Raw genomic sequence first — 20690 nt, 5'->3', positions numbered from 1 at the left:
ATTAACCCACATCCACCATTCGTAGTTCTTTCGGCAACGAGAACACCACATTTTCTTCCTGGCCCTGCAGTTCTTGCGGGGCTTCGCCACCTAAACTCACCAGCTTATCCACTACCTGCTTTACCAGCACTTCCGGTGCTGATGCACCAGCGGTAATACCAACCGCTTTAATGCCAGCTAGCCAATCAGCTGAGATTTCATCGGCGTTATCAATCAGGTGTGCTTTTGCTCCCATGCGTTCTCCGAGCTCACGCAAACGGTTCGAGTTGGAGCTGTTAGGGGAGCCTACCACCAGCAATAAATCACAATCGGCTGCGAGTTGTTTAACCGCATCCTGACGATTTTGGGTGGCATAACAAATATCGTCTTTACGCGGGCCTTCAATATGCTCAAACTTCGCACGTAAGGCATCAATAACCACAGCGGTATCATCCATGGATAAAGTAGTTTGCGTGACGAAGTAGAGTTTTTCCGGATTGTGAACTTCCAGTGCGGCCACGTCAGCTTCATCTTCTACCAGATAAATATTGCCACCATTGGAGTAGTCGTATTGCCCCATGGTGCCTTCAACTTCCGGGTGGCCTTTGTGACCAATCAGAATACATTCGCTGCCATCAGCACTATAACGAGAAACTTCCAGATGAACTTTGGTTACAAGCGGGCAAGTAGCATCAAAAACTTTTAACCCCCGATCTGCGGCGTTTTTACGAACCGCCTGAGAGACACCGTGCGCTGAAAAAATCACAATATTATCGTCGGGTACTTCGTCCAGCTCATCGACAAAAATAGCGCCACGCTCACGGAGTCCATTCACAACAAATTTGTTATGAACCACTTCGTGGCGAACATAAATCGGTGGTTCAAACAGATCCAGGGCACGATTCACAATGTCGATAGCCCGATCAACACCGGCACAGAAACCACGAGGGTTAGCGAGTTTAATTTGCACGTCAGGCCTCCGTCACTTCCAGAATCTGCACTTCAAAAATCAGAGTTTTACCGGCTAACGGATGGTTAAAATCAACCGTTACCCAATCGCCTTCTACTTTATCAATGACACCGGGTAATTCCTGACCCTGAGCATCGGCAAACGACACCATCAAACCAGGAGCAACCGGCATATCAACCGGAAAGTCTTTGCGTTTAATCTCTTGCTGGTTTTGCGGGTTTGGCTGACCAAAGGCTTTTTCAGGTGGAACTTCAAACAGCTTTTTATCACCCGTGGTTAAACCAATCAGATATTCTTCAAAACCGGGCAATAAATTACCGTCTCCTAAAACAAAGGTCGCTGGTTCGCTTTCAAAGGTGGAATCCACCACCTGATCTTCTGCCAGTTTCAGGGCGAAGTGCATGGTGATTTGGCTGCCGTTTTGAATAGTCGCTACAGACATAATTTTTAGTACCTTTGAGGTTTAACAGCGATTTGCTGTTTAAAAATACGGTTTTGAATTTTTGCCAGGGCCTGTTAACACTATTTCGATCACGCTGTTATGACTGAAAATCTTTCAATCAAGGCTCGAAGAATGATGTTTAACGAGTTAAATGAATGATGAGCAACACAGAGTGAAGGATTTTCAGCCATAACCCGAAGGGCTGGCGTCAGTTTTTCCCTGAGCTGTGTTATTCGTTGCTTATTTAACTCGTTAAACAGCGCTCCTCATGCCTTGCTCATGAACAAACGACTGCCAGCAGCAAAGATCTAAATAGTGTTAACAGGCCCTAGAGAAAGTAAGCGGTGGATGGTTTTTCAAAGCAGCAACAGGATGTTGCGGTAGGATCGCCGGCACATGGATGTGCCGTCCGATCCGGCGGCTGAAAAACTATGCACCGGTTACTTTCTGAGATATCGAAAAATCAGGAAGCTTTCTGCTGAGCTTCCCGCTCGCCTTCTAAAAATATATCAATCGCCATCATAATGGCACCAACGGTAATAGCAGAATCCGCTAGGTTAAACGCTGGGAAATAAGACTTTTCCCAGTGGACTGAAATAAAGTCGATCACATGACCAAACAACACACGATCAAATAAATTACCCAGTGCACCACCTAAAATCAGCGCTAAAGCAATTGGCAGCCACAGCTGAGTGCGCGGTAATTTTTTTAACCAGGCGATCAGTACAATACTTACCGCCAGGGAAATTACCGTGAAAAACCAACGCTGCCAGCCACCTTCATTGGCTAAAAAACTAAAGGCAGCACCTTTGTTATACAGCAGCGTAAAATCCAGCACCGGTAATAAATACACCGGCTCGCCGTAATTCAGAAACGCTTCGGCAATTTGTTTAGTGGCGATATCCAGTACAAAGACCAACGCCGCTAACCACAGCCAGATAATGGCAGACGCTTGCTTAGGCATAATGGCGAACCTCACCGTCACCTTCGACGTTCTCTACACAGCGGCCACACAGTGTTGGGTGTTGCTCGTTATTACTCACATCATCGGTATGGTGCCAACAACGCTCACACTTCTCTTTCTCTGAAGCGGTCACGGCAACACGCAGGCCTTCCAGTTCCGTTTCTTCACCGGCATCCGCAGCAAAATCAGACACGACAGCACCGGAAGTAATCAGTACGAAACGCAGTTCGTTACCCAGCTTATCCAGTTGCGCTTTGATGCCTTCAGAAGCAAACAGTTCGACTTCGGCACTTAAACTGGCACCAATGGTTTTATCAGCACGTGCTTTTTCTAACACACCGTTTACTGCGGCTTTGGCAGCTAGGATATCTTTCCAGAAGCTGTCATCAAATTCACCCACAGATGTTGCAGGGAAATTGGTGTACCACTCGCTCAGCATTACCGATTCTTCACGTTCAGAACCTGCGGCAGCCAGGCATTCCCAGATTTCTTCTGCAGTAAACGACAGAATTGGCGCAATCCAGCGAGCCATGGCTTCCAGTACGTGGAACAGTGCGGTCTGAGCACTACGACGTGCCAGACCATCGGCTTTACAGGTATACTGACGGTCTTTGATCACATCCAGGTAGAAACCACCCAGCTCAGTCACACAGAAGTTCATCAGTGCCTTCGTCAGGCCTTTCAGGTCGTAATCGTGATAGTAGGCAATCACTTTTTCCTGCAATGCCTTGGTGTAGTTCACCATCCAGGCGTCTAGCGGCAGCAGGTCTTTGCCATCGACCATATCAGTTGAAGCGTTAAAGCCATTGATATTGGCCAACAGGAAACGACAGGTGTTACGCACACGACGATAAGCATCGGCGTTACGCTTCAGGATTTCATCCGAAACCGTCATCTCACCGCTGTAATCAGTATCCGCTACCCACCAGCGCAGGATGTCACCACCTAGCTTGTTCATCACAGCTTGCGGCTCAACCGTGTTGCCCAGAGACTTAGACATCTTGCGGCCATTCGCATCCACGGTGAAACCATGAGTCAGAACCGTTTTATACGGCGCCTGACCGTGTGCGGCGACTGACGTTAACAATGAGCTTTGGAACCAGCCACGGTGTTGGTCGGAGCCTTCCAGATAAAGATCCGCTGGGAATTGCAGCTGATCACGTTCTTTACATACCGCAGTGTGAGTCACACCGGAGTCAAACCATACGTCCAGCGTATCGGTCACTTTCACGTAGTCTGCAGCGTCAGCGCCTAATAACTCGCCAGCTTCCAGATCGAACCAGGCATCAATGCCCTTCTCTTCAACCTTCAGAGCCACTTTTTCAATCAGTTCTGCGCTGTTCGGGTGTAATTCGCTGGTGTCTTTATGCACGAACAGCGCAATCGGCACGCCCCAGGTACGCTGACGCGAGATACACCAATCCGGGCGATCAGTCATCATGCCTTCGATACGGGCCTTACCCCAACCCGGACGCCATTCGATGGTGTTATCCACTTCATGCATCGCGGTATCCAGCAAGCCTGCCTGATTCATGCTGATAAACCACTGTGGCGTAGCACGGAAGATGATCGGCGTTTTATGACGCCAGCAGTGTGGATAACTATGGGTGATCTTGGCTTTTTTCAGCAAGGCATCTTTTTCTGCCAGCAGACCTAATACCCGGAAAACGCCTTTATCGGCGGTACTTAAACCGCTCAGCTCCAGTGCATCCAGTGCTGGTGTCGCAATAAAGTTACCGTTGTTATCAACCAGCATTTGCTCAGCGGTCACACCAAACGCGTTCGCCACGTTGTAATCGTCTACACCGTGCATAGGTGCAGTGTGAACAGAACCGGTACCGGAATCAGCCGTTACATGGTCGCCGGTGATAATTGGCACGAACTTGTCGGCGGAACCATCTTTCTCTTCACCTGAAACACCAGGCACCTCTTTACCTGGCATAAACGGATGCTTAACGCTGAATGGTGCAGCATCTTGCTCAGCTAACTGACCAAACGCCGCACCTTTAGCGGTCGCCAGTACTTCGAATGCTTCGATGCCATAACGCTGCATCGCGTCCTCGACCAGATCCGCCGCCAGCAGCAGAATCTCATTCGCTTCTTTCAGCAGAACCAGCGAGTATTCCAGTGTTGGGTGAACCGATACCGCTTCGTTTGCCGGAATGGTCCATGGCGTGGTGGTCCAGATCACAATGCTTACGGTTTTATCAGCGTGAGTCGCACCCGCACCAAAGGCCGACAAAATCGCCGCACTATCCGGGAAGGCAAATTTCACATCAATGGAGATGGACTGCTTATCTTCGTATTCCACTTCCGCTTCGGCCAAAGCAGAACCACAATCGCTGCACCAGTTAACCGGCTTAAAGCCTTTGTGCAGGTGGCCTTTATCAATGATGGCACCCAGAGTGCGGATAATGTTGGCTTCGAATTTGAAGTCCATGGTCAGGTATGGGTTTTCCCAATCACCTAATACCATTAAGCGTTTGAAGTCCTGACGCTGGCCGTCTACCTGCTCAGCGGCGTATTCACGACAATGGGTACGGAATTCACTGGCAGTAACAACCTGGCCATCCGCATTAACAGCGCCGACTTTGCCAACTTTCTCTTCTACTTTCAGTTCAATTGGCAGGCCATGGCAATCCCAGCCAGGGATGTATGGCGCATCTTTACCGCTTAAGGTCTGAGACTTGATGATGACGTCTTTCAGAACCTTGTTAACCGCGTGACCAATATGAATCTTACCGTTCGCATATGGAGGGCCATCATGCAAAATAAACTTATCGCGACCTGCACGCGCTTCACGAATCTTCTGATACAGGCCAATCTCTTCCCAGCGCGCCAGCATTTCAGGCTCACGCTTGGCCAGGTTGCCACGCATCGGGAATTCCGTATCAGGCAGGTTCAGAGTCGACTTATATTGGCTTTCCACTGTCTCTTTTTTGGAGCGGTCGTTCATAGCAGGGTCACTTCACTTAATAAATTGAAGCGCCTAATGGCGGCAACTTCAGAAAAATAGGTTATTAAAACAGGTTCAGGCACTGCGAAATGAATTCGGCAGGGCCGCAAAATATTGTTTGGCTGCGCGTTTATCATTTTCGATGGCGTCTTTTAAGGCATCCAGGCCATCAAACTTCTGTTCATCACGAATCTTATGCAGAAATTCAACGGTTAAATGCTGGTAATACAGATCACCATTAAAACCAAACAGATGTACTTCTAACGATGGTTCAGGGGTACCGGAAATGGTCGGTTTAATGCCCACATTAGCCACGGCAAAATATTCGTTTGCACCTCGGTCAGCCTGTTGATCATCCAGCAGCACACGCACAGCGTACACGCCATTTAATGGCAACTTCTGTCGCTTGATCATGATATTGGCGGTTGGTGTATCAATGGTACGCCCTAACTGGCGACCATACGCAACCCGGCCGCTCATACGATAACCACGCCCCAGTAAACGGCTGACACGAGATAGATTATTACAGGCCAATTCACTGCGTACCCGGGTGCTGCTGACTCGTTCGCCATCCAGCTCCAGTGTTGGCGTATCCTGTACCGAAAAGCCTGATTGTGCTCCCGCCTGCTGCAACAGTTGGTAATCGCCTTTGCGGTCACAGCCAAAGCGGAAGTCATCTCCGACAATCAGGTGTTGGATTTTCAGCGCATCCACCAGAATGGTCTGAATAAAGTCGGCAGCAGACATTGAGCGCAGGTTCTGATTAAACGGCAGACACAGCACATAATCGACGCCGTATTCTTTCAGATCCTGAAACTTCTCCCGCATATTGGCTAATCGCGCAGGCGCGGCCTCAGGGGCAAAAAATTCTTTGGGCTGCGGTTCAAACATCATCACCAGCGTCGGTACGCCTTTGAGTGTGGCGACGTCTTTTAACGACTTCAGAATGGCCTGATGCCCGAGATGCACACCATCAAAATTCCCGATGGTGGCAACGCAGCCCGGGAAGTTGGTAGAAATGGTATGTAGTCCGCGTAAAACACGCATCTGAGCAAACCCGCGAAAAAACGAAAAGGCCGGATTATAGCCAACCCGCCGCTTGGGTGACAGTGATTTTATGGCTAGTTTTTACTCATTGAGAAAGATGGGTTGGAAGTACTGGGGAAATTGATCAGATAAAACTTCAAAGCAGTGACAGGATGTTGCGACTCTTCACTAAAAGCTTAGGCAGCAGGGCCAGGGACGGCCCTTCTGAGCGGCGGGCAAAATAATATCCGATCAGATTGCACCGACTGAATCAGGAAAGGAGTGACCCATGGTTTTAGTCACCGGATCGGACGGCACATCCATGTGCCGGCGATCCTACCGCAACATCCTGTTGCTGCTTTAAAACTATGGGTAACTCCTTTCTGAGAAACTAGAAAAGCTGCCCTTTCAGATGACGGGGGCGCAGGCCCGCAACAATCAAAATAGCGAAATACACCAACACCCCGGCAGTCACAATCAGTGCCATCCAGCTGCTACGCTCCAGCGTGCTCCACTCCAGCCACTGCTGAGGATTGCCCATAAGCCAGAACATCACCGCAAACAAAGCCACATTAGCAATCGCAGCCTTGGCAACAAACGACAACCAGCCTGGCTGCGCCGCATAAACACCCTGCTTACGCAAACCGCGATACAACATATAGGCATTAAAATACGCCGACAGCGAGGTCGCCAACGCCAACCCCACGTGCTGCAGCGGGAATACCAGCGCCAGATTCAGCACCATATTCACCGCCATCGCCTGAATGCCAATTTTCACCGGCGTTTTAGTATCCTGACGGGCGTAATAACCCGGCGCCAGCACCTTAATCATCATAAAGGCCAACAAGCCAGAACCGTACGCCTGCAAGCTCAGGGTCATCTTGCCAACATCGTAAGCAGTAATTTCACCATGATAGAAGATGGTTGCCATCAGCGGCGTAGCCAGCGTTACCAGTGCCAGAGCGGCGGGCAATGCCAGCAAAAACACCATACGAATCGCCCAATCCAGCGTCTTAGCAAAACCCTCCCCCTGCTCCGACGCATGCTTCTGCGACAGCGCAGGCAGAATCACCACACCAATGGCGATAGCAAAAATACCCAACGGCAGGTTGTTCAGGCGATCGGAGTAATACAACCAACTGACACTGCCACTCTCCAGGAAAGACGCCAGCAGAGTATCCAACAGCAGGTTTATCTGACTCACTGATACACCAAATAATGCCGGAATCATCAACTTACCAATGCGACGAACGCCTTCATCTTTTGGCTGATATTGCGGTCGAACCAGAAAACCTAGCTGAGCAATGAAGGGAAGTTGAAACAGCAACTGAACCGCTCCGGCCATAAACACACCCCAGGCCAGTGCAAACAGCGGCTCAACAAACCACTCCGTCATCACCACAACGGAGAAGATCAGACATAAATTCAGCAGCACCGGCGTAAAAGCCGGTACAGCGAAGCGCCCATAAGCATTCAGTACACTACTGGCAAACGCGGTTAGTGAGATAAATAACAAATACGGAAAGGTGATGCGCAGCAGGTCTGCGGTTAAGGCGAATTTTTCCGGATCTTCACGAAAGCCCGGGGCAAAGATCCAGGGAAGATAGTCCGCCCCCAGCAATGCCAACGCCGTAATGCCCAATAAAGCCATTCCCAGCACACCCGACACCCGGGCGATCAGCAGCTTTACTTCAATCAGGCCACGCTGGGTTTTGTATTCGGTTAACACCGGAACAAAGGCAACGGAAAACGCCCCTTCGGCAAATAAGCGACGGAAAAAGTTAGGGATCTTAAAGGCAACAAAGAAAGCATCCGCCCGAGCACCAAAGTACTGAGCCACCATCACGTCCCGTACCAAACCCAGCACACGGCTGAGCAGTGTCATCACACTGACAATGGAAGAAGACCTCAGCAGGCTGCTGCCACTGCCCTTTTCCCCACTCTCTTTTGGCGGTGTTTTATCTTCCATAACTATTCCAAGGTATCAACTATGGATATTTGAAGCTTTGATCCTGATTGTTTTTCATAGCAGCCGCAGGATGCGGCGGTAGCGCGGCAAGGCCAGGGATGGCCTTTCGGCGCGGCGGTTGAAAAATAATTAGGAGCGAAGCTGCTTAAAAACATTTCTAACAGGCATAAAAAAACCCGCAACTGCGGGTTTTTTGTCGAACTGAGCAGCAATTAGCCTTTCAGTGCGAATACCTTAGCGTTCAGACGGCTCTTGGTACGTGCAGCAGTATTCTTGTGCATGATACCTTTGTTAACCATCTTGTCGATGTAAGGCTGAGACTTAGTGAAAGCAGCTTGAGCTTGCTCATAGTCGCCAGAAGCAACAGCAGCTTGTACTTTCTTGATGTAAGTGCGAACCATAGAACGCAGTGCAACAGTGCGCGCGCGACGTTTGATAGCCTGACGGGCGCGTTTACGAGAACCAGCGGAATTTGCCACAGTCGGCTCCTCAAAATTGGTTGTTCAAGTCAAAGGGCTATCAAGGCGCCCCATATAAGAGGGCCGGAATTATCCTGATATCCCCCCCGGGTGTCAACTCCTAGCGAGCATCTATTACTCAACTAAGAGTTAATCGTTATCCGTTAATCAATAATCACTGGCTCGAACGACTTCACCAGCTCATCAACGGCTTTCATTTGTGCCAGGTATGGCTCCAATTTATCCAGCGGCAGAGCACAAGGACCGTCACATTTAGCTTCTGCTGGATTTGGATGTGCTTCCAGGAACAAGCCTGCTAAGCCTAATGCCATACCGGAGCGTGCCAGCTCAAATGCCTGAGCACGACGACCATCGGCGGAATCCGCACGACCACCCGGACGCTGCAGCGCGTGTGTGGCATCAAAGATAACCGGCGCCTGCTTCTTCATATCGTCCATACCCAGCATATCAACCACCAGGTTGTTATAACCAAAGCTGGAACCACGCTCACACAACATGACTTTTTCATTGCCCGCTTCTGCGAACTTTTTAATGATATGACGCATTTCGTGTGGAGCCAGGAACTGCGGCTTCTTCACGTTAATTGCGGCACCGGTTTCAGCCATTGCTACCACCAGATCAGTCTGACGCGCCAGGAAAGCTGGTAACTGAATCACATCCACCACCTCTGCAACCGGAGCCGCCTGGAATGGCTCGTGAACGTCGGTAATGATTGGCACATTAAAGGTCGATTTGATCTCTTCAAAGATCTTCAGACCTTCTTCCATACCCGGGCCACGGTAAGAATTAATGGAAGAACGGTTCGCCTTATCGAAAGACGCCTTAAATACATAAGGAATGCCGAGCTTTTCAGTCACTTTGACGTAGTGCTCACAAATCGCCATGGCCAGGTCGCGGCTTTCCAGCACATTCATACCCCCAAACAGTACGAATGGTTTGTCGTTGTTTACTTCAATACCAGCAACGCTTACTTGCTCAATCATTTCGCTCTCCTGAGAAATATACTGGAGTTATTGCTATTCAACCGTCTGCTGCAGGGAGCAGCAGCCGAGCCTACAGGGATGTATTTACGGCGTGTTGAATGGTGATAACTGCAGTGTATTTTTAACGTTAAAACTGCGAGATTCCACAGCATTATTTTTCAGCCACACCCATCGTAAGGCACATCCATGTGCCTTCGACGGGCCCGCAACATCCTGTTGCTGTTTTTGAAAAACAATCCTGCAGATCTCTTTAATTTGTTTATTACCGCTAGATAACCACTAAATTATCGCGATGAATCATTTCTGGTTCTGTCACAAAGCCAAGTGCTTCTTCGAGCATTGCACTTGGCGTCTTCAAAATTTTTAATGCTTCTGAGCGGCTATAGTTAACCAGTCCTTTCGCAACCAGCCTGCCCTGCTCATCTTTACAGGCAACCACTTGGCCACGTTCAAAACGACCATTAGCCGCAATCACCCCAATCGGCAATAAACTACGACCACGCTCACGAAGCGCCTTGATTGCCCCGGCATCCAATATCAGCTCACCGTGAGTTTGCAGATGCCCGGCAATCCACTGCTTACGTGCCGCAACCGGCTCCTTATCAGCCAACAACAAGGTACCCAGCAATTCGCCATCATACAAACGGGAAATGACCCGCTCGATACGACCACCAACAATCACCGTATCGGCACCCGAGCGTGCTGCCAGAGTTGCCGCACGTACTTTGGTCACCATACCGCCACGACCCAATACACCACCGCCACCAGCCATCGCTGCAAAGCGCTCGTCCGAGGCCTGACCCTGATGAATAATTTCAGCATCCGGGTTGGAACGTGGGTCAGCTGTGAATAGTCCATCTTGATCGGTCAGAATCACCAGCACGTCAGCTTCTACCAGATTCGCAACCAGAGCACCCAGAGTGTCGTTATCACCAAAGCAGATCTCATCGGTCACAACGGTATCGTTTTCATTAACGATCGGCACCACACCCAACTCAAGCAGGGTTTTTAGCGTGCTACGGGCATTAAGATAACGGGTACGATCACTCAGATCATCGTGAGTCAGCAGAATTTGTGCGGTGGATTTTTCAAAGCGAGCAAAGGAGGTTTCATACGCCTGCACCAACCCCATTTGACCAACGGCGGCAGCGGCTTGCAACTGATGCACATTATCCGGGCGTTTCTTCCAACCCAAACGAGTCATTCCCTCTGCAACCGAGCCCGAGGATACCAGCACCACCTCATGACCCAATTCCAGCAGCTGAGCAATCTGCTCGACCCAGCTGGCCATACCGTCACGATTCAACCCCTGACCATCATTGGTCAACAAGGCACTGCCAATCTTAATGACCCAGCGCTTTTGCCGGGCTAGTTTCTTCCTTTGACTCGTCAGTTCGGTGCTCATCTGCTCAGTGCTTATTCAGTGCCAATGACTTGTTCGTTGCTAAGGGGTTGTTTGTTGTTAAGACGTTACTCGTTGGTATAAACCACTTCAACATCGTAATCATCATCGTCGTCATCTTCAGCGGCAGCTTTACGGGCCATACGCTCTAAACGACGACGTTCTTCCAGCATTTCAACATGCTCGCGCGCTTCCTGCTCTACCATTTCACGTTCAGCCAGCAGTTGCTCAGCAAACTCTTCATCATCCTGAGCACGCTGACGACGCTCTTCCATATAATCCATAATGGCGCAGCTCAGCTGGAAGGTGCCTTCACGCTGCAGCGCAGAAATTTCAAACACCGGCCCTTGCCAATCCAGCTTTTCGAGCACGGCATCGATACGCGCCTGACGCTCATCCGCATCGACCATATCCAGTTTATTCAACACCAGCCAGCGATCACGCTGCGCCAGGCCCGGCGAGAACCGCTCCAGCTCCTGGCTAATCGCCATCACCCGATCAGCCGGATCGGATTCATCAAACGGTGCCATATCAACAATATGCAGCAACAACTGAGTACGTACCAGATGCTTCAGGAAACGGGTACCTAAACCTGCGCCTTCAGAAGCCCCTTCAATCAGACCCGGAACATCAGCAACAACAAAGGAGCGGTGATCTTCAATTTTCACCACACCTAAATTAGGCACCAGCGTGGTGAACGGGTAATCGGCGACTTTAGGCTTGGCCGCTGATACCGCACGAATAAAGGTCGACTTACCGGCATTCGGCAAGCCCAACAGGCCAACATCGGCCAATACTTTCAGTTCGAGCTTCAGGTTACGCGACTCACCCGGCTGACCCGGCTTGGTCTGACGCGGCGCCTGATTGGTAGACGACTTATAACGGGTATTGCCCAAACCGTGATAGCCACCACGAGCAACCATCAGACGCTCACCATCTTCGGTTAAGTCGCCCAGTGTTTCGCCGGTATCCACATCAATGGCGGTAGTACCCACCGGCACCTTCAGAATCAGATCTTCACCCTTGGCACCGGTACAGTTACGGCTGGTGCCATTGCCGCCATTCGGCGCACGGTAGCGACGGGTATAGCGGTAATCAATCAAGGTGTTAACGGCATCATCGGCTTCCAGAATGATGGAGCCACCATCGCCGCCATCACCGCCGTCCGGGCCGCCTTTCGGGATGTATTTTTCCCGACGAAAGCTCATACAGCCATTACCGCCTTTGCCTGCCTCAACGACAATTGGAGCTTCATCGACAAATTTCATCACGTACCTCGAACGAAGATAGATAGGGTTTTATAAACAAAAATGCCCCGACACTAACCATTAGCTGTCAGGGCAATTTTATCTGTTGTCGTTAAACGCTTAATTAAGCAGGGATAACGCTAACAGTTTTACGGTTCTTAGGACCTTTAACTTCGAACTTAACTGAACCTTCAGCAGTTGCGAACAGAGTGTGGTCACGACCGATACGAACGTTTTCACCCGCGTGGAACTTAGTACCACGTTGACGAACCAGGATGTTACCAGCTTTAGCAGCCTGACCACCGAACAGCTTGACGCCTAAGCGTTTACTTTCGGAATCGCGACCGTTACGGGTACTACCACCAGCCTTTTTGTGAGCCATAATATCTCTCCTTCAATGAAGCCGCTGCTACTCTGCGGAAGTGGTCGATGTGGCACATCGACACCGGGCCTCGGAAAATTAAATTGTCTACAGTTATTAGCCAGCGATGCTGGTGATTTTCAGCTCAGTGAACCACTGACGGTGGCCCATTTGCTTCATGTGGTGCTTACGACGCTTGAACTTCATGATCTTCACTTTTTTGTGACGACCGTGAGCAACTACTTCAGCAGTTACTTTTGCGCCTTCAACAACTGGCTGACCGATTTTTACGTCGTCGCCGTTGCCGATTAATAATACTTTTTCCAGTTCAACAGCTGAACCAGTTTCAACTTCCAGCTTCTCTACTTTCAGAGTCTGGCCTTCTTCAACACGGTATTGCTTACCGCCAGTTACCACTACTGCGTACATAGTACGATCTCCGCTTTTGCGCTATTTAAATACCCGGCTTAAACACCGCTTCTTACTTAGACTGCCTATCAGTCAGGTTCTACATCTATTGGCAACACTCTGGTTTCCATATCAGCAGAGAGCAGAATTTCGGGGCGCGAGACTATACCCCAGCACTTTTGCAAAAGCAATACATGAACGCGCGTAATTCTTGACAGAACCCCACCGGCTCCCTAGCATTTGCCGGGTTTCGATTCTCATTTACCAACCAGGCAGCCGCTGACTCATCCCCATGCAAATTCAAGACATCCTCGCCGTCACCCAGGACGAATTCCAGGCCGTTGATTCCCTGATCCATGAGCAGTTGGCTTCTCGCATCCCATTGGTAGAAAAAATTGCCGACTACATCGTCTCCAGCGGTGGAAAACGTATTCGCCCGCTATTGGTATTGATGAGTGCCAAAGCGTTTGATCGTTGTGATGCCGAAGCGATAAAACTGGCAACTGTGATTGAGTTCCTTCACACCGCTACCCTGTTACACGATGATGTGGTTGATACATCGGATATGCGCCGTGGCAATCCAACCGCCAATGCTAAATGGGGCAATGCACCCAGTGTTCTGGTGGGCGACTTTTTATACAGCCGCGCTTTCCAGATGATGGTGGAGCTGAAGTCGCTGGAAGTGATGGATATCTTATCCAGCGCCACCAGCGTGATTGCAGAAGGTGAAGTACTGCAGCTGACCAACGTAAAAAACCCGGACGTTGATGAAGCACGCTATATGGATGTGATTCATGGCAAAACCGCCATGTTATTTGAAGCATCGACCCATGCCGCAGCTCGTCTGCTGCAACTGGATTCAGACACCACTCTGGCGCTGAAAGAATATGGCAAAGAACTGGGGATGGCGTTCCAGCTGATTGATGACGTGCTGGATTACGAAGGCGATGCCGAAACGCTGGGGAAAAATGTTGGCGATGATCTGGCGGAAGGCAAACCAACGTTGCCACTGATTCATGCCATGGCCAATGCACCGGAAGCCGATGCCAAACTGATTCGTCAGGCGATCCGTAAAGGTGGCCTCGACAATATGGACGACGTATTACGCATCGTTCGTGATAATGGCTCGCTGGATTACACCCGCCAGAAAGCCGATGAATGTGCCGACAGAGCACAACAGCATCTGAAACTTTTACCAGATTCCGATGCCAAAGCAGCATTAGCCGCACTCGCTTTACTCGCCGTGAAACGCAATACCTGATGAGCCCATCGCCAGAACACGTTTCGTGATGGAGAACCGGGTTACTGGCGACCGTATTTGACCATGAGGACGTGTTATTTTGGTAAATGTTATTCTGAATTCTGCAAGCCAGCGCGCACTAAGTATCCAGGCGCTGTTTGCAACCTTGTTGCTGTTATTCAGCATTGGCTCAGCCCATGCCAGCCTGCTGGATGAACTGGTTGGCAACGACGAACCGGAGTTCCTGCCGGTTGATCAGGCCTTTCCGCTTACCACCGAAGTTGAAGACAATCGCCTGCATGTGCGTTTTTCCACCGCAGATGGCTACTACCTGTATAAAAGCCGCTTATACTTGAAACAAGGCGATACCAAGCTTTATCCCGATTACTACTCTCAAACGGGCAAAGAAAAACAGGACGAAGCTTTTGGTTTAGTCACAGCGTTTTATCACGAGTTAGATGTCAGCTTTGATCTGACGGCGTTACAAGCCGGTGATTACAAGCTGAATCATCAGGGCTGCGCCGATGCCGGTTTGTGTTATCCACCACAACGCCTGAAATTGAATTACACGCCGGTAGCAACTGCTGTCACGCCAACCCAGGCCCCAGCTACGTCCACTCAAGCGGCACCTAACCAGGCAACAGCAAGCTCAGACGATGACTGGTTCAGCAATCGTTCCTGGGGCGCCGTGGTTGGCTTGTTCTTCTTATTGGGCATTGGCCTGACCTTTACCCCCTGTGTATTACCCATGGTGCCAATTCTGACCACGGTTGTGCTGGGTCAGAACAATACCTCACCGGCCAAAGGTTTTGCCCTGTCGAGCATCTATGTACTGGGTATGGCGCTGACTTATGCCGCCGCAGGCTTAACCGTTGGCTTATTAGGCGCGGGGGCCAATATTCAGGCCTGGATGCAAACGCCGTGGGTACTGGTTATTTTCTCCGCCTTATTTGTTGCCCTGGCACTGGCGATGTTTGGTCTGTACGAATTGCAACTGCCATCGGGTCTGCGTAATCGGTTAAACGATTTAAATCAGAAACAGCAAGGCGGCCAGTGGTTCAGCGTCTTTATTATGGGCGTGCTGTCGGCATTGGTGGTGTCACCTTGTGTTTCAGCGCCACTGGCAGGTGCCCTGGTTTATCTCAGCACCACCGGAGATGCCTGGTTAGGCGGCAGTGCCTTATTGGCTCTGGGTCTGGGTATGGGCGCGCCATTGATTGTATTGGGCACCACCGGCGCTTCAATGCTGCCGAAAGCTGGCGGCTGGATGGATCAGATCAAAGCCTTCTTTGGCATTCTGCTGCTCGGCGTTGCCATCTGGTTATTATCGCGCTTTCTGCCGGGTTCAATTGCACTGCTGTTATGGGCTTTACTGGCGCTGGTTTATGGCGTGGTTCTTGGCGCTTTCGAACCGGCCGCTACAGGCAAACAGCGTTTGGTCAAAGGCATTGCCTGGGTGTTCTTCCTGTATGGTGCCGTTGCCTTTGTGGGTGTACTCCAAGGTCAGTCAGATCCGTTAAAACCGTTAGCCGTGCAATCCGTAACAACAGCTTCAGCGCCCGTAGCAGAAAAGCAAACCAGTCCGTTTTTTAAAACCGATTCGGTTGCCAAAGTAAAAGAAATGATCAGCAACAGTCAGCGCCCGATCATGCTGGATTTATACGCCGACTGGTGCATCAGCTGCAAAGTGATGGATGCGGAAATCTTTTCACACAGCGACGTCCAGCAACAGTTCAGTCATATGACCTGGATAAAACTGGACGTCACCGACAACCGCGAAGAGCATGTCGCCTTTATGCAGGATCACGCAGTGTTTGGCCCGCCGTCGCTGTTGTTTTTTAATAATGGCAATGAAGTGACTGACGCCCGGATTATTGGTGAGATTAAAAAAGCCGCGTTTGTGGATAAAATGGGTCGTCATTTTTCTAAATCTTAAGGCCCAAATTTTAAGGTCAAAACCTTAAGTCATAAGGCTTAAGTTATTAACCATCAAAGCCGCTGCTGTTGATCACAGAGCGGCTTTTTTGTTGAAACTTCTTTGTTGAAAGTTCGGGATTTGCCCACATAGTATGCTCAGCAACCGATGAGAGAACTTGATATGCACACCACCTGCCCTTCCTGCGGCGCGGTTAATCGCATCCCACCTGAACGAGCCCAAGAGCAGGGCCAGTGTGGCCGCTGCAAGCACGATTTATTTAATGGCTTTCCTGTCGATTTAACCGACACAGATTTCAGCCGTTTTGTGCAGAAAAATGATTTGCCGGTAGTAGTCGATTTCTGGGTCAGCTGGTGTGGCCCGTGCCAGATGATGGCACCCATCTTTAAAGAAGTCGCGGGAGATATGAAATTCAGTGCCCGCTTTGCCAAGGTGAATACCGAGCAGGCACAGCAGACCAGTGCGCAATTTGGTATTCGCTCTATTCCGACCCTGATTGTGTTTCATCAAGGCAAGGAGATTGATCGCTTCGCAGGCGCTCTGCCAGCCCCGCAATTAAAACAGTGGATTCAGCAGGCGCTGATTAAAGCCCGTTAATAAAAGTAAAGCAGGCTACTCAGCCTGAGGCATTCACAACCTGCTCCAGCCCACTCAGCACCGGCTGGAGTTCTTCCTGAACATCACAAGCATTGCGATAACAAAGGCTCAGCTTCTCAACATGACCACGCACCAACGCTTGTAGATGACGTTCCTGATCAGCATCCAGATTCAGCAACGTCACCTCTTCTTTCAGTTCTAACTCCAGATCATCCACCGTTTGTCCGGCTTCCTGCCAGCGGCCTTCCTGCTGCTGTTGTAAGGAATTCAGAGAGTCTCTTAACTCACCCACCACCTGCAGTAACAGAGTTTGCTGATGCAGCTTCTTCTCTTTCTGCAGCGCTACTAAGCGCTCATTCATAGCGCTCAGTAATACACACAAATGATCTTTCACCCGGCCATAACGCTCAGGCTCCTGCCAGGGGGTATTTTTGATCAACACTGACACCTGATCAAAATTCACGACCATGCGCCGTTCCATCTCGATAATACGACGGCCATAACGACAGTTTTGCAGCAGCTCGGCTTCCAGTGGCCGCGTCTCAGGCTGATGGGAAGCAAAGGTAGCAGAAGAACGCTTTGACCAATCGGCCACCACGCTGTTTAGGCCAAAATTCTTTAACGTACTGACCAACAATTCGAGCAGTGGTTGAGCATGGCTGCAACTGCCCGCCTGCTCAATAAAGCGTGTGATTTCACCTTGTTCAGCAGAATGTGTCATGGCCTCAAAGGCGGTTTGCCGGGCATTGTCGACAGCGCTTTCCAGACCGCTGTTATAGGCCTGATGGACAACCGCCCGGGACACCTTGGCCTGCAATTCATCAATATCAAAGGGTTTACAGACAAAATCATCCGCTCCAGCCGAGTAACCTTCCAGGCGACTGTCCAGCTCATCTTTGCCGGAAACAAAAATAATGGGGGTATATTGTGTTGCCGTGTTCTGTCGCAACTGGCGACACACATCATAGCCACTGATATCGGTACGACTGATATCAACGTCCAACAGAATGCACTGAGGCGAGCTGCCTACCAGATCGTCCATAAACGCTTCGTATGATGAAAACGGCCTGACCTGATAGTCAGACAAGGCATTTTCCAGCAACAGCAACACTTGCGCCTCATCATCGAGGCAGGCGATACGCGTTTGCGCTTTGTCTATCGAATCCAGCATCGTATATTCCCTGCACTTGCCATGGTTATTGACCTGAATCAAATATAGCAGAGAGTTTTATCAACGCGAGTACTGGGCTGATATACATCAAGAAGCCACTTTGCCACAGGCGTACTCTGAAGAGGTTATTTACAGGAGGCAAATTATGATTGAACACCACGATCTTCATCACGAATTCCCGGATATGGGCCCACAAATTCGTGAACTGAAAATGAAGGACCGCCACTTCGCCCGTCTGTTTGATGAGTACCACGACGTTGACCGCGAAGTTCGTAAGATTGAAGAGCAAGTTGAAGCCGCGTCGGATGAACGACTGGAAGAGTTGAAGCTACGTCGCCTGCATTTAAAAGACGAGCTGTACGGCATGCTGAAGCAGCTAGTTGCCGAAGCCTGATCAGACCAGCGCGCAGAAAACGTAACAAACAAAGCCTCTGATAAGAAATTATCAGAGGCTTTTTATTTCTGTCGCAATTTTAGGCCGTTAAGTGTTTCGCATGAAACGCTAAATGCTCTTCAATAAACGACGCAATAAAATAATAGCTATGGTCGTAACCTTCCTGCATACGAATGGTTGCCGGATAATCCACCTCAGCTACGACTTTTTTCAGGTTGTCAGTTTTCAGCTGCTCCGCCAGGAAGTTATCTCCCAGACCCTGATCGATTAAGATTTCAGGGCGCTGATTTTCCTGACTTTTCTGCATCAAGGCACAGGCATCATAATCAAGCCCGTCTGCTTTGTTATTACCCAAATAGGCACTGAACGCTTTTTGGCCCCAGGGACAATCCAGCGGATTCACAATCGGGCTGAAAGCCGAAACAGAGCGATAGCTGTTCGGGTTTTTCAGACCAATGGTTAACGCACCATGTCCACCCATGGAATGACCAGAAATCGCTTTTTTATCCGATACCGGAAAATTCGCTTCAATCAGCTTTGGTAATTCCTGCACAATATAATCGTACATATTGTAGTGCGGCGCCCAGGGCGATTGCGTGGCATTCAGATAAAAACCGGCACCCTGACCCAGGTCATAATTTTCATCATCGGCAATTGTATTACCATGAATATCTGTACCGCGAGGGCTGGTATCCGGCGCTACAATAGCGATGCCTAATTGTGCCGCCAGACGCTGAGCACCGGCTTTTTGCATAAAGTTTTCATCGGTGCAGGTTAACCCCGACAACCAATACAAAACCGGAACATTTTCGCTGGTTGCCTGCGGCGGCAAAAAAATCGCAAAACGCATGCTGCACTGAGTAGTCTCAGAGACATGCGAATATTGCTTATGCCAACCACCAAAACTTTTATTTTGAGCAATTAATTCGAGAGACATAATCATCCTTAGTACTATCTAAAAACGTTGGCAACGCAGGTAGTTTTTTAGTAATGAATTACAGAACGAATGCTCTTCCCTTCATGCATCAGATCAAACGCTTCGTTAATTTTCTCCAGCTCCATGGTGTGAGTAATAAAGTCGTTTAACTTAAACTCACCGGCCAGGTATTTTTCGACATAATCTGGCAGCTCGCTGCGGCCTTTAACACCACCAAAGGCAGTACCACGCCATACACGGCCAGTCACTAACTGGAACGGACGGGTTGAAATTTCCTGACCCGCACCGGCAACACCAATAATTACCGATTCGCCCCAGCCTTTATGGCAGCATTCCAGCGCAGAACGCATCACGTTGACATTGCCGATACACTCAAACGAGAAATCCACCCCGCCGTCGGTCATTTCAACAATCACTTCCTGAATTGGCTTGTCGAAGTTTTTCGGGTTAATGCAATCGGTTGCACCCAGCTTCTTGGCCAGCTCAAATTTGGATTCGTTAATATCAATGGCGATGATGCGTGAGGCTTTGGCCATCGTGGCGCCAATCACAGCACTTAAACCAATGCCGCCCATACCAAAAATAGCAACCGTGTCACCTTCCTGTACTTTGGCGGTATTCATCACCGCGCCCATACCCGTGGTCACACCACAGCCTAACAGGCACACTTCTTCTAACGGCGCGTCCGGGTTAACTTTGGCTAACGCAATTTCAGGCAGTACCGTGTATTCAGAGAAAGTCGAGCAACCCATGTAATGGAAAATTGGCTCACCATCAATGGAGAAACGGCTGGTGCCGTCCGGCATCAGGCCTTTGCCCTGAGTTTCACGAATTTGCTGACACAGGTTGGTTTTTCCTGAAGTACAGAACTTACACTCGCCACATTCCGGGGTGTACAGCGGAATCACATGGTCACCCACGGCAACACTGGTCACACCTTCGCCCACCGACTCCACAATACCGCCGCCTTCATGGCCCAGAATGGCCGGGAAAATACCCTCAGGATCTTCACCCGACAGAGTAAAAGCATCGGTATGACACACACCCGTGGCTTTAATTTTGATACGCACTTCGCCAGCTTTTGGCGGAGCCACTTGCACATTTTCGATTTTCAGCGGCTCGCCTGCTGCCCAGGCAACAGCGGCTTTACAGGTAATGGTTTCGGCACTCATCTTGTTTTCCTTCAATGCGTTCTATCAGATCGGTTTATCGTATATTAGCTACGCTAA

At 49.9% G+C, this 20690-nt stretch carries 19 protein-coding genes; 4 read left to right on the top strand and 15 right to left on the bottom strand.

The features are described 5' to 3' along the window. Position 1: 1 nt before the first annotated feature. From ispH to rplU, 12 genes are all read right to left on the bottom strand, one after another. Positions 2–949 (bottom strand): 4-hydroxy-3-methylbut-2-enyl diphosphate reductase, encoded by a 948-nt coding sequence (ispH, locus tag ACO05E_RS11095; RefSeq protein ID WP_419812998.1) that lies wholly within the window; start codon positions 947–949, stop codon positions 2–4. A gap of 1 nt (position 950) precedes the next feature. Further along, positions 951–1391 carry an FKBP-type peptidyl-prolyl cis-trans isomerase gene (gene fkpB / locus ACO05E_RS11090; protein ID WP_419812997.1) on the bottom strand — a complete coding sequence of 147 codons (441 nt, stop codon included), beginning with the start codon at positions 1389–1391 and terminating at the stop codon, positions 951–953. Between the two features lie 463 nt (positions 1392–1854). Beyond that, entirely contained in the window at positions 1855–2355 is a 501-nt protein-coding gene (lspA, locus tag ACO05E_RS11085; protein WP_419812996.1) for a signal peptidase II, read from the bottom strand. Beyond that, positions 2348–5311 carry an isoleucine--tRNA ligase gene (gene ileS, locus ACO05E_RS11080; RefSeq protein ID WP_419812995.1) on the bottom strand — a complete coding sequence of 988 codons (2964 nt, stop codon included), beginning with the start codon at positions 5309–5311 and terminating at the stop codon, positions 2348–2350. The genes lspA and ileS overlap by 8 nt, the downstream gene beginning before the upstream one ends. A gap of 75 nt (positions 5312–5386) precedes the next feature. Further along, positions 5387–6358 carry a bifunctional riboflavin kinase/FAD synthetase gene (gene ribF / locus ACO05E_RS11075; protein ID WP_419812994.1) on the bottom strand — a complete coding sequence of 324 codons (972 nt, stop codon included), beginning with the start codon at positions 6356–6358 and terminating at the stop codon, positions 5387–5389. Between the two features lie 370 nt (positions 6359–6728). Then, the gene (gene murJ, locus ACO05E_RS11070; RefSeq protein WP_419812993.1) at positions 6729–8306 is read right to left on the bottom strand and encodes a murein biosynthesis integral membrane protein MurJ; all 1578 of its coding nucleotides are present in this window, start codon (positions 8304–8306) and stop codon (positions 6729–6731) included. A 212-nt stretch (positions 8307–8518) separates the two neighbouring features. Continuing rightward, the gene (gene rpsT / locus ACO05E_RS11065; protein WP_255857671.1) at positions 8519–8785 is read right to left on the bottom strand and encodes a 30S ribosomal protein S20; all 267 of its coding nucleotides are present in this window, start codon (positions 8783–8785) and stop codon (positions 8519–8521) included. A 143-nt stretch (positions 8786–8928) separates the two neighbouring features. Further along, positions 8929–9768 carry a 3-deoxy-8-phosphooctulonate synthase gene (gene kdsA / locus ACO05E_RS11060; protein ID WP_419812992.1) on the bottom strand — a complete coding sequence of 280 codons (840 nt, stop codon included), beginning with the start codon at positions 9766–9768 and terminating at the stop codon, positions 8929–8931. Positions 9769–10036: 268 nt separating this feature from the next. Next, positions 10037–11173 (bottom strand): glutamate 5-kinase, encoded by a 1137-nt coding sequence (proB, locus tag ACO05E_RS11055; RefSeq protein ID WP_419812991.1) that lies wholly within the window; start codon positions 11171–11173, stop codon positions 10037–10039. A gap of 65 nt (positions 11174–11238) precedes the next feature. After that, a complete protein-coding gene (gene cgtA / locus ACO05E_RS11050; RefSeq protein ID WP_419812990.1) occupies positions 11239–12438 on the bottom strand; it encodes an Obg family GTPase CgtA in 1200 nt (399 codons plus the stop codon). A 103-nt stretch (positions 12439–12541) separates the two neighbouring features. Further along, on the bottom strand, positions 12542–12799 hold the full coding sequence (rpmA, locus tag ACO05E_RS11045; protein ID WP_255857675.1) for a 50S ribosomal protein L27: 258 nt from the start codon (positions 12797–12799) through the stop codon (positions 12542–12544). Between the two features lie 96 nt (positions 12800–12895). Then, a complete protein-coding gene (gene rplU / locus ACO05E_RS11040; protein WP_068659635.1) occupies positions 12896–13207 on the bottom strand; it encodes a 50S ribosomal protein L21 in 312 nt (103 codons plus the stop codon). Positions 13208–13478: 271 nt separating this feature from the next. On the opposite strand from rplU, the gene ACO05E_RS11035 reads away from it, so the two are divergent. The 3 genes from ACO05E_RS11035 to trxC all read left to right on the top strand — a co-directional run bounded on the left by ACO05E_RS11035 (position 13479) and on the right by trxC (position 16959). Further along, positions 13479–14447, top strand: a complete 969-nt coding sequence (locus ACO05E_RS11035; protein WP_419812989.1) for a polyprenyl synthetase family protein — start codon at positions 13479–13481, stop codon at positions 14445–14447. Between the two features lie 79 nt (positions 14448–14526). Next, a complete protein-coding gene (gene dsbD, locus ACO05E_RS11030) occupies positions 14527–16362 on the top strand; it encodes a protein-disulfide reductase DsbD (protein WP_419812988.1) in 1836 nt (611 codons plus the stop codon). Between the two features lie 162 nt (positions 16363–16524). Continuing rightward, positions 16525–16959, top strand: coding sequence for a thioredoxin TrxC (trxC, locus tag ACO05E_RS11025; protein WP_419812987.1), 435 nt, complete (start codon positions 16525–16527; stop codon positions 16957–16959). 19 nt (positions 16960–16978) lie between these two features. Here trxC and ACO05E_RS11020 read toward each other — a convergent pair whose 3' ends face one another. Beyond that, the gene (locus ACO05E_RS11020) at positions 16979–18130 is read right to left on the bottom strand and encodes a response regulator (RefSeq protein WP_419812986.1); all 1152 of its coding nucleotides are present in this window, start codon (positions 18128–18130) and stop codon (positions 16979–16981) included. Between the two features lie 145 nt (positions 18131–18275). On the opposite strand from ACO05E_RS11020, the gene ACO05E_RS11015 reads away from it, so the two are divergent. Then, positions 18276–18524, top strand: coding sequence for a YdcH family protein (locus tag ACO05E_RS11015; RefSeq protein WP_370647414.1), 249 nt, complete (start codon positions 18276–18278; stop codon positions 18522–18524). Positions 18525–18603: 79 nt separating this feature from the next. On the opposite strand, the gene fghA is transcribed toward ACO05E_RS11015, so the two are convergent. Then, positions 18604–19461: an S-formylglutathione hydrolase gene (fghA, locus tag ACO05E_RS11010; RefSeq protein ID WP_419812985.1), complete on the bottom strand. Its 858-nt coding sequence runs from the start codon at positions 19459–19461 to the stop codon at positions 18604–18606. 47 nt (positions 19462–19508) lie between these two features. Continuing rightward, positions 19509–20633, bottom strand: coding sequence for an S-(hydroxymethyl)glutathione dehydrogenase/class III alcohol dehydrogenase (locus ACO05E_RS11005; protein ID WP_419812984.1), 1125 nt, complete (start codon positions 20631–20633; stop codon positions 19509–19511). Between the last annotated feature and the right edge of the window lie 57 nt (positions 20634–20690).

The sequence above is a fragment of the Bacterioplanoides sp. genome, assembly GCF_965226395.1.
Classification (GTDB): Bacteria; Pseudomonadota; Gammaproteobacteria; order Pseudomonadales; family Oceanobacteraceae; genus Bacterioplanoides.
This window is presented reverse-complemented; position numbering and strand designations above follow the sequence as displayed.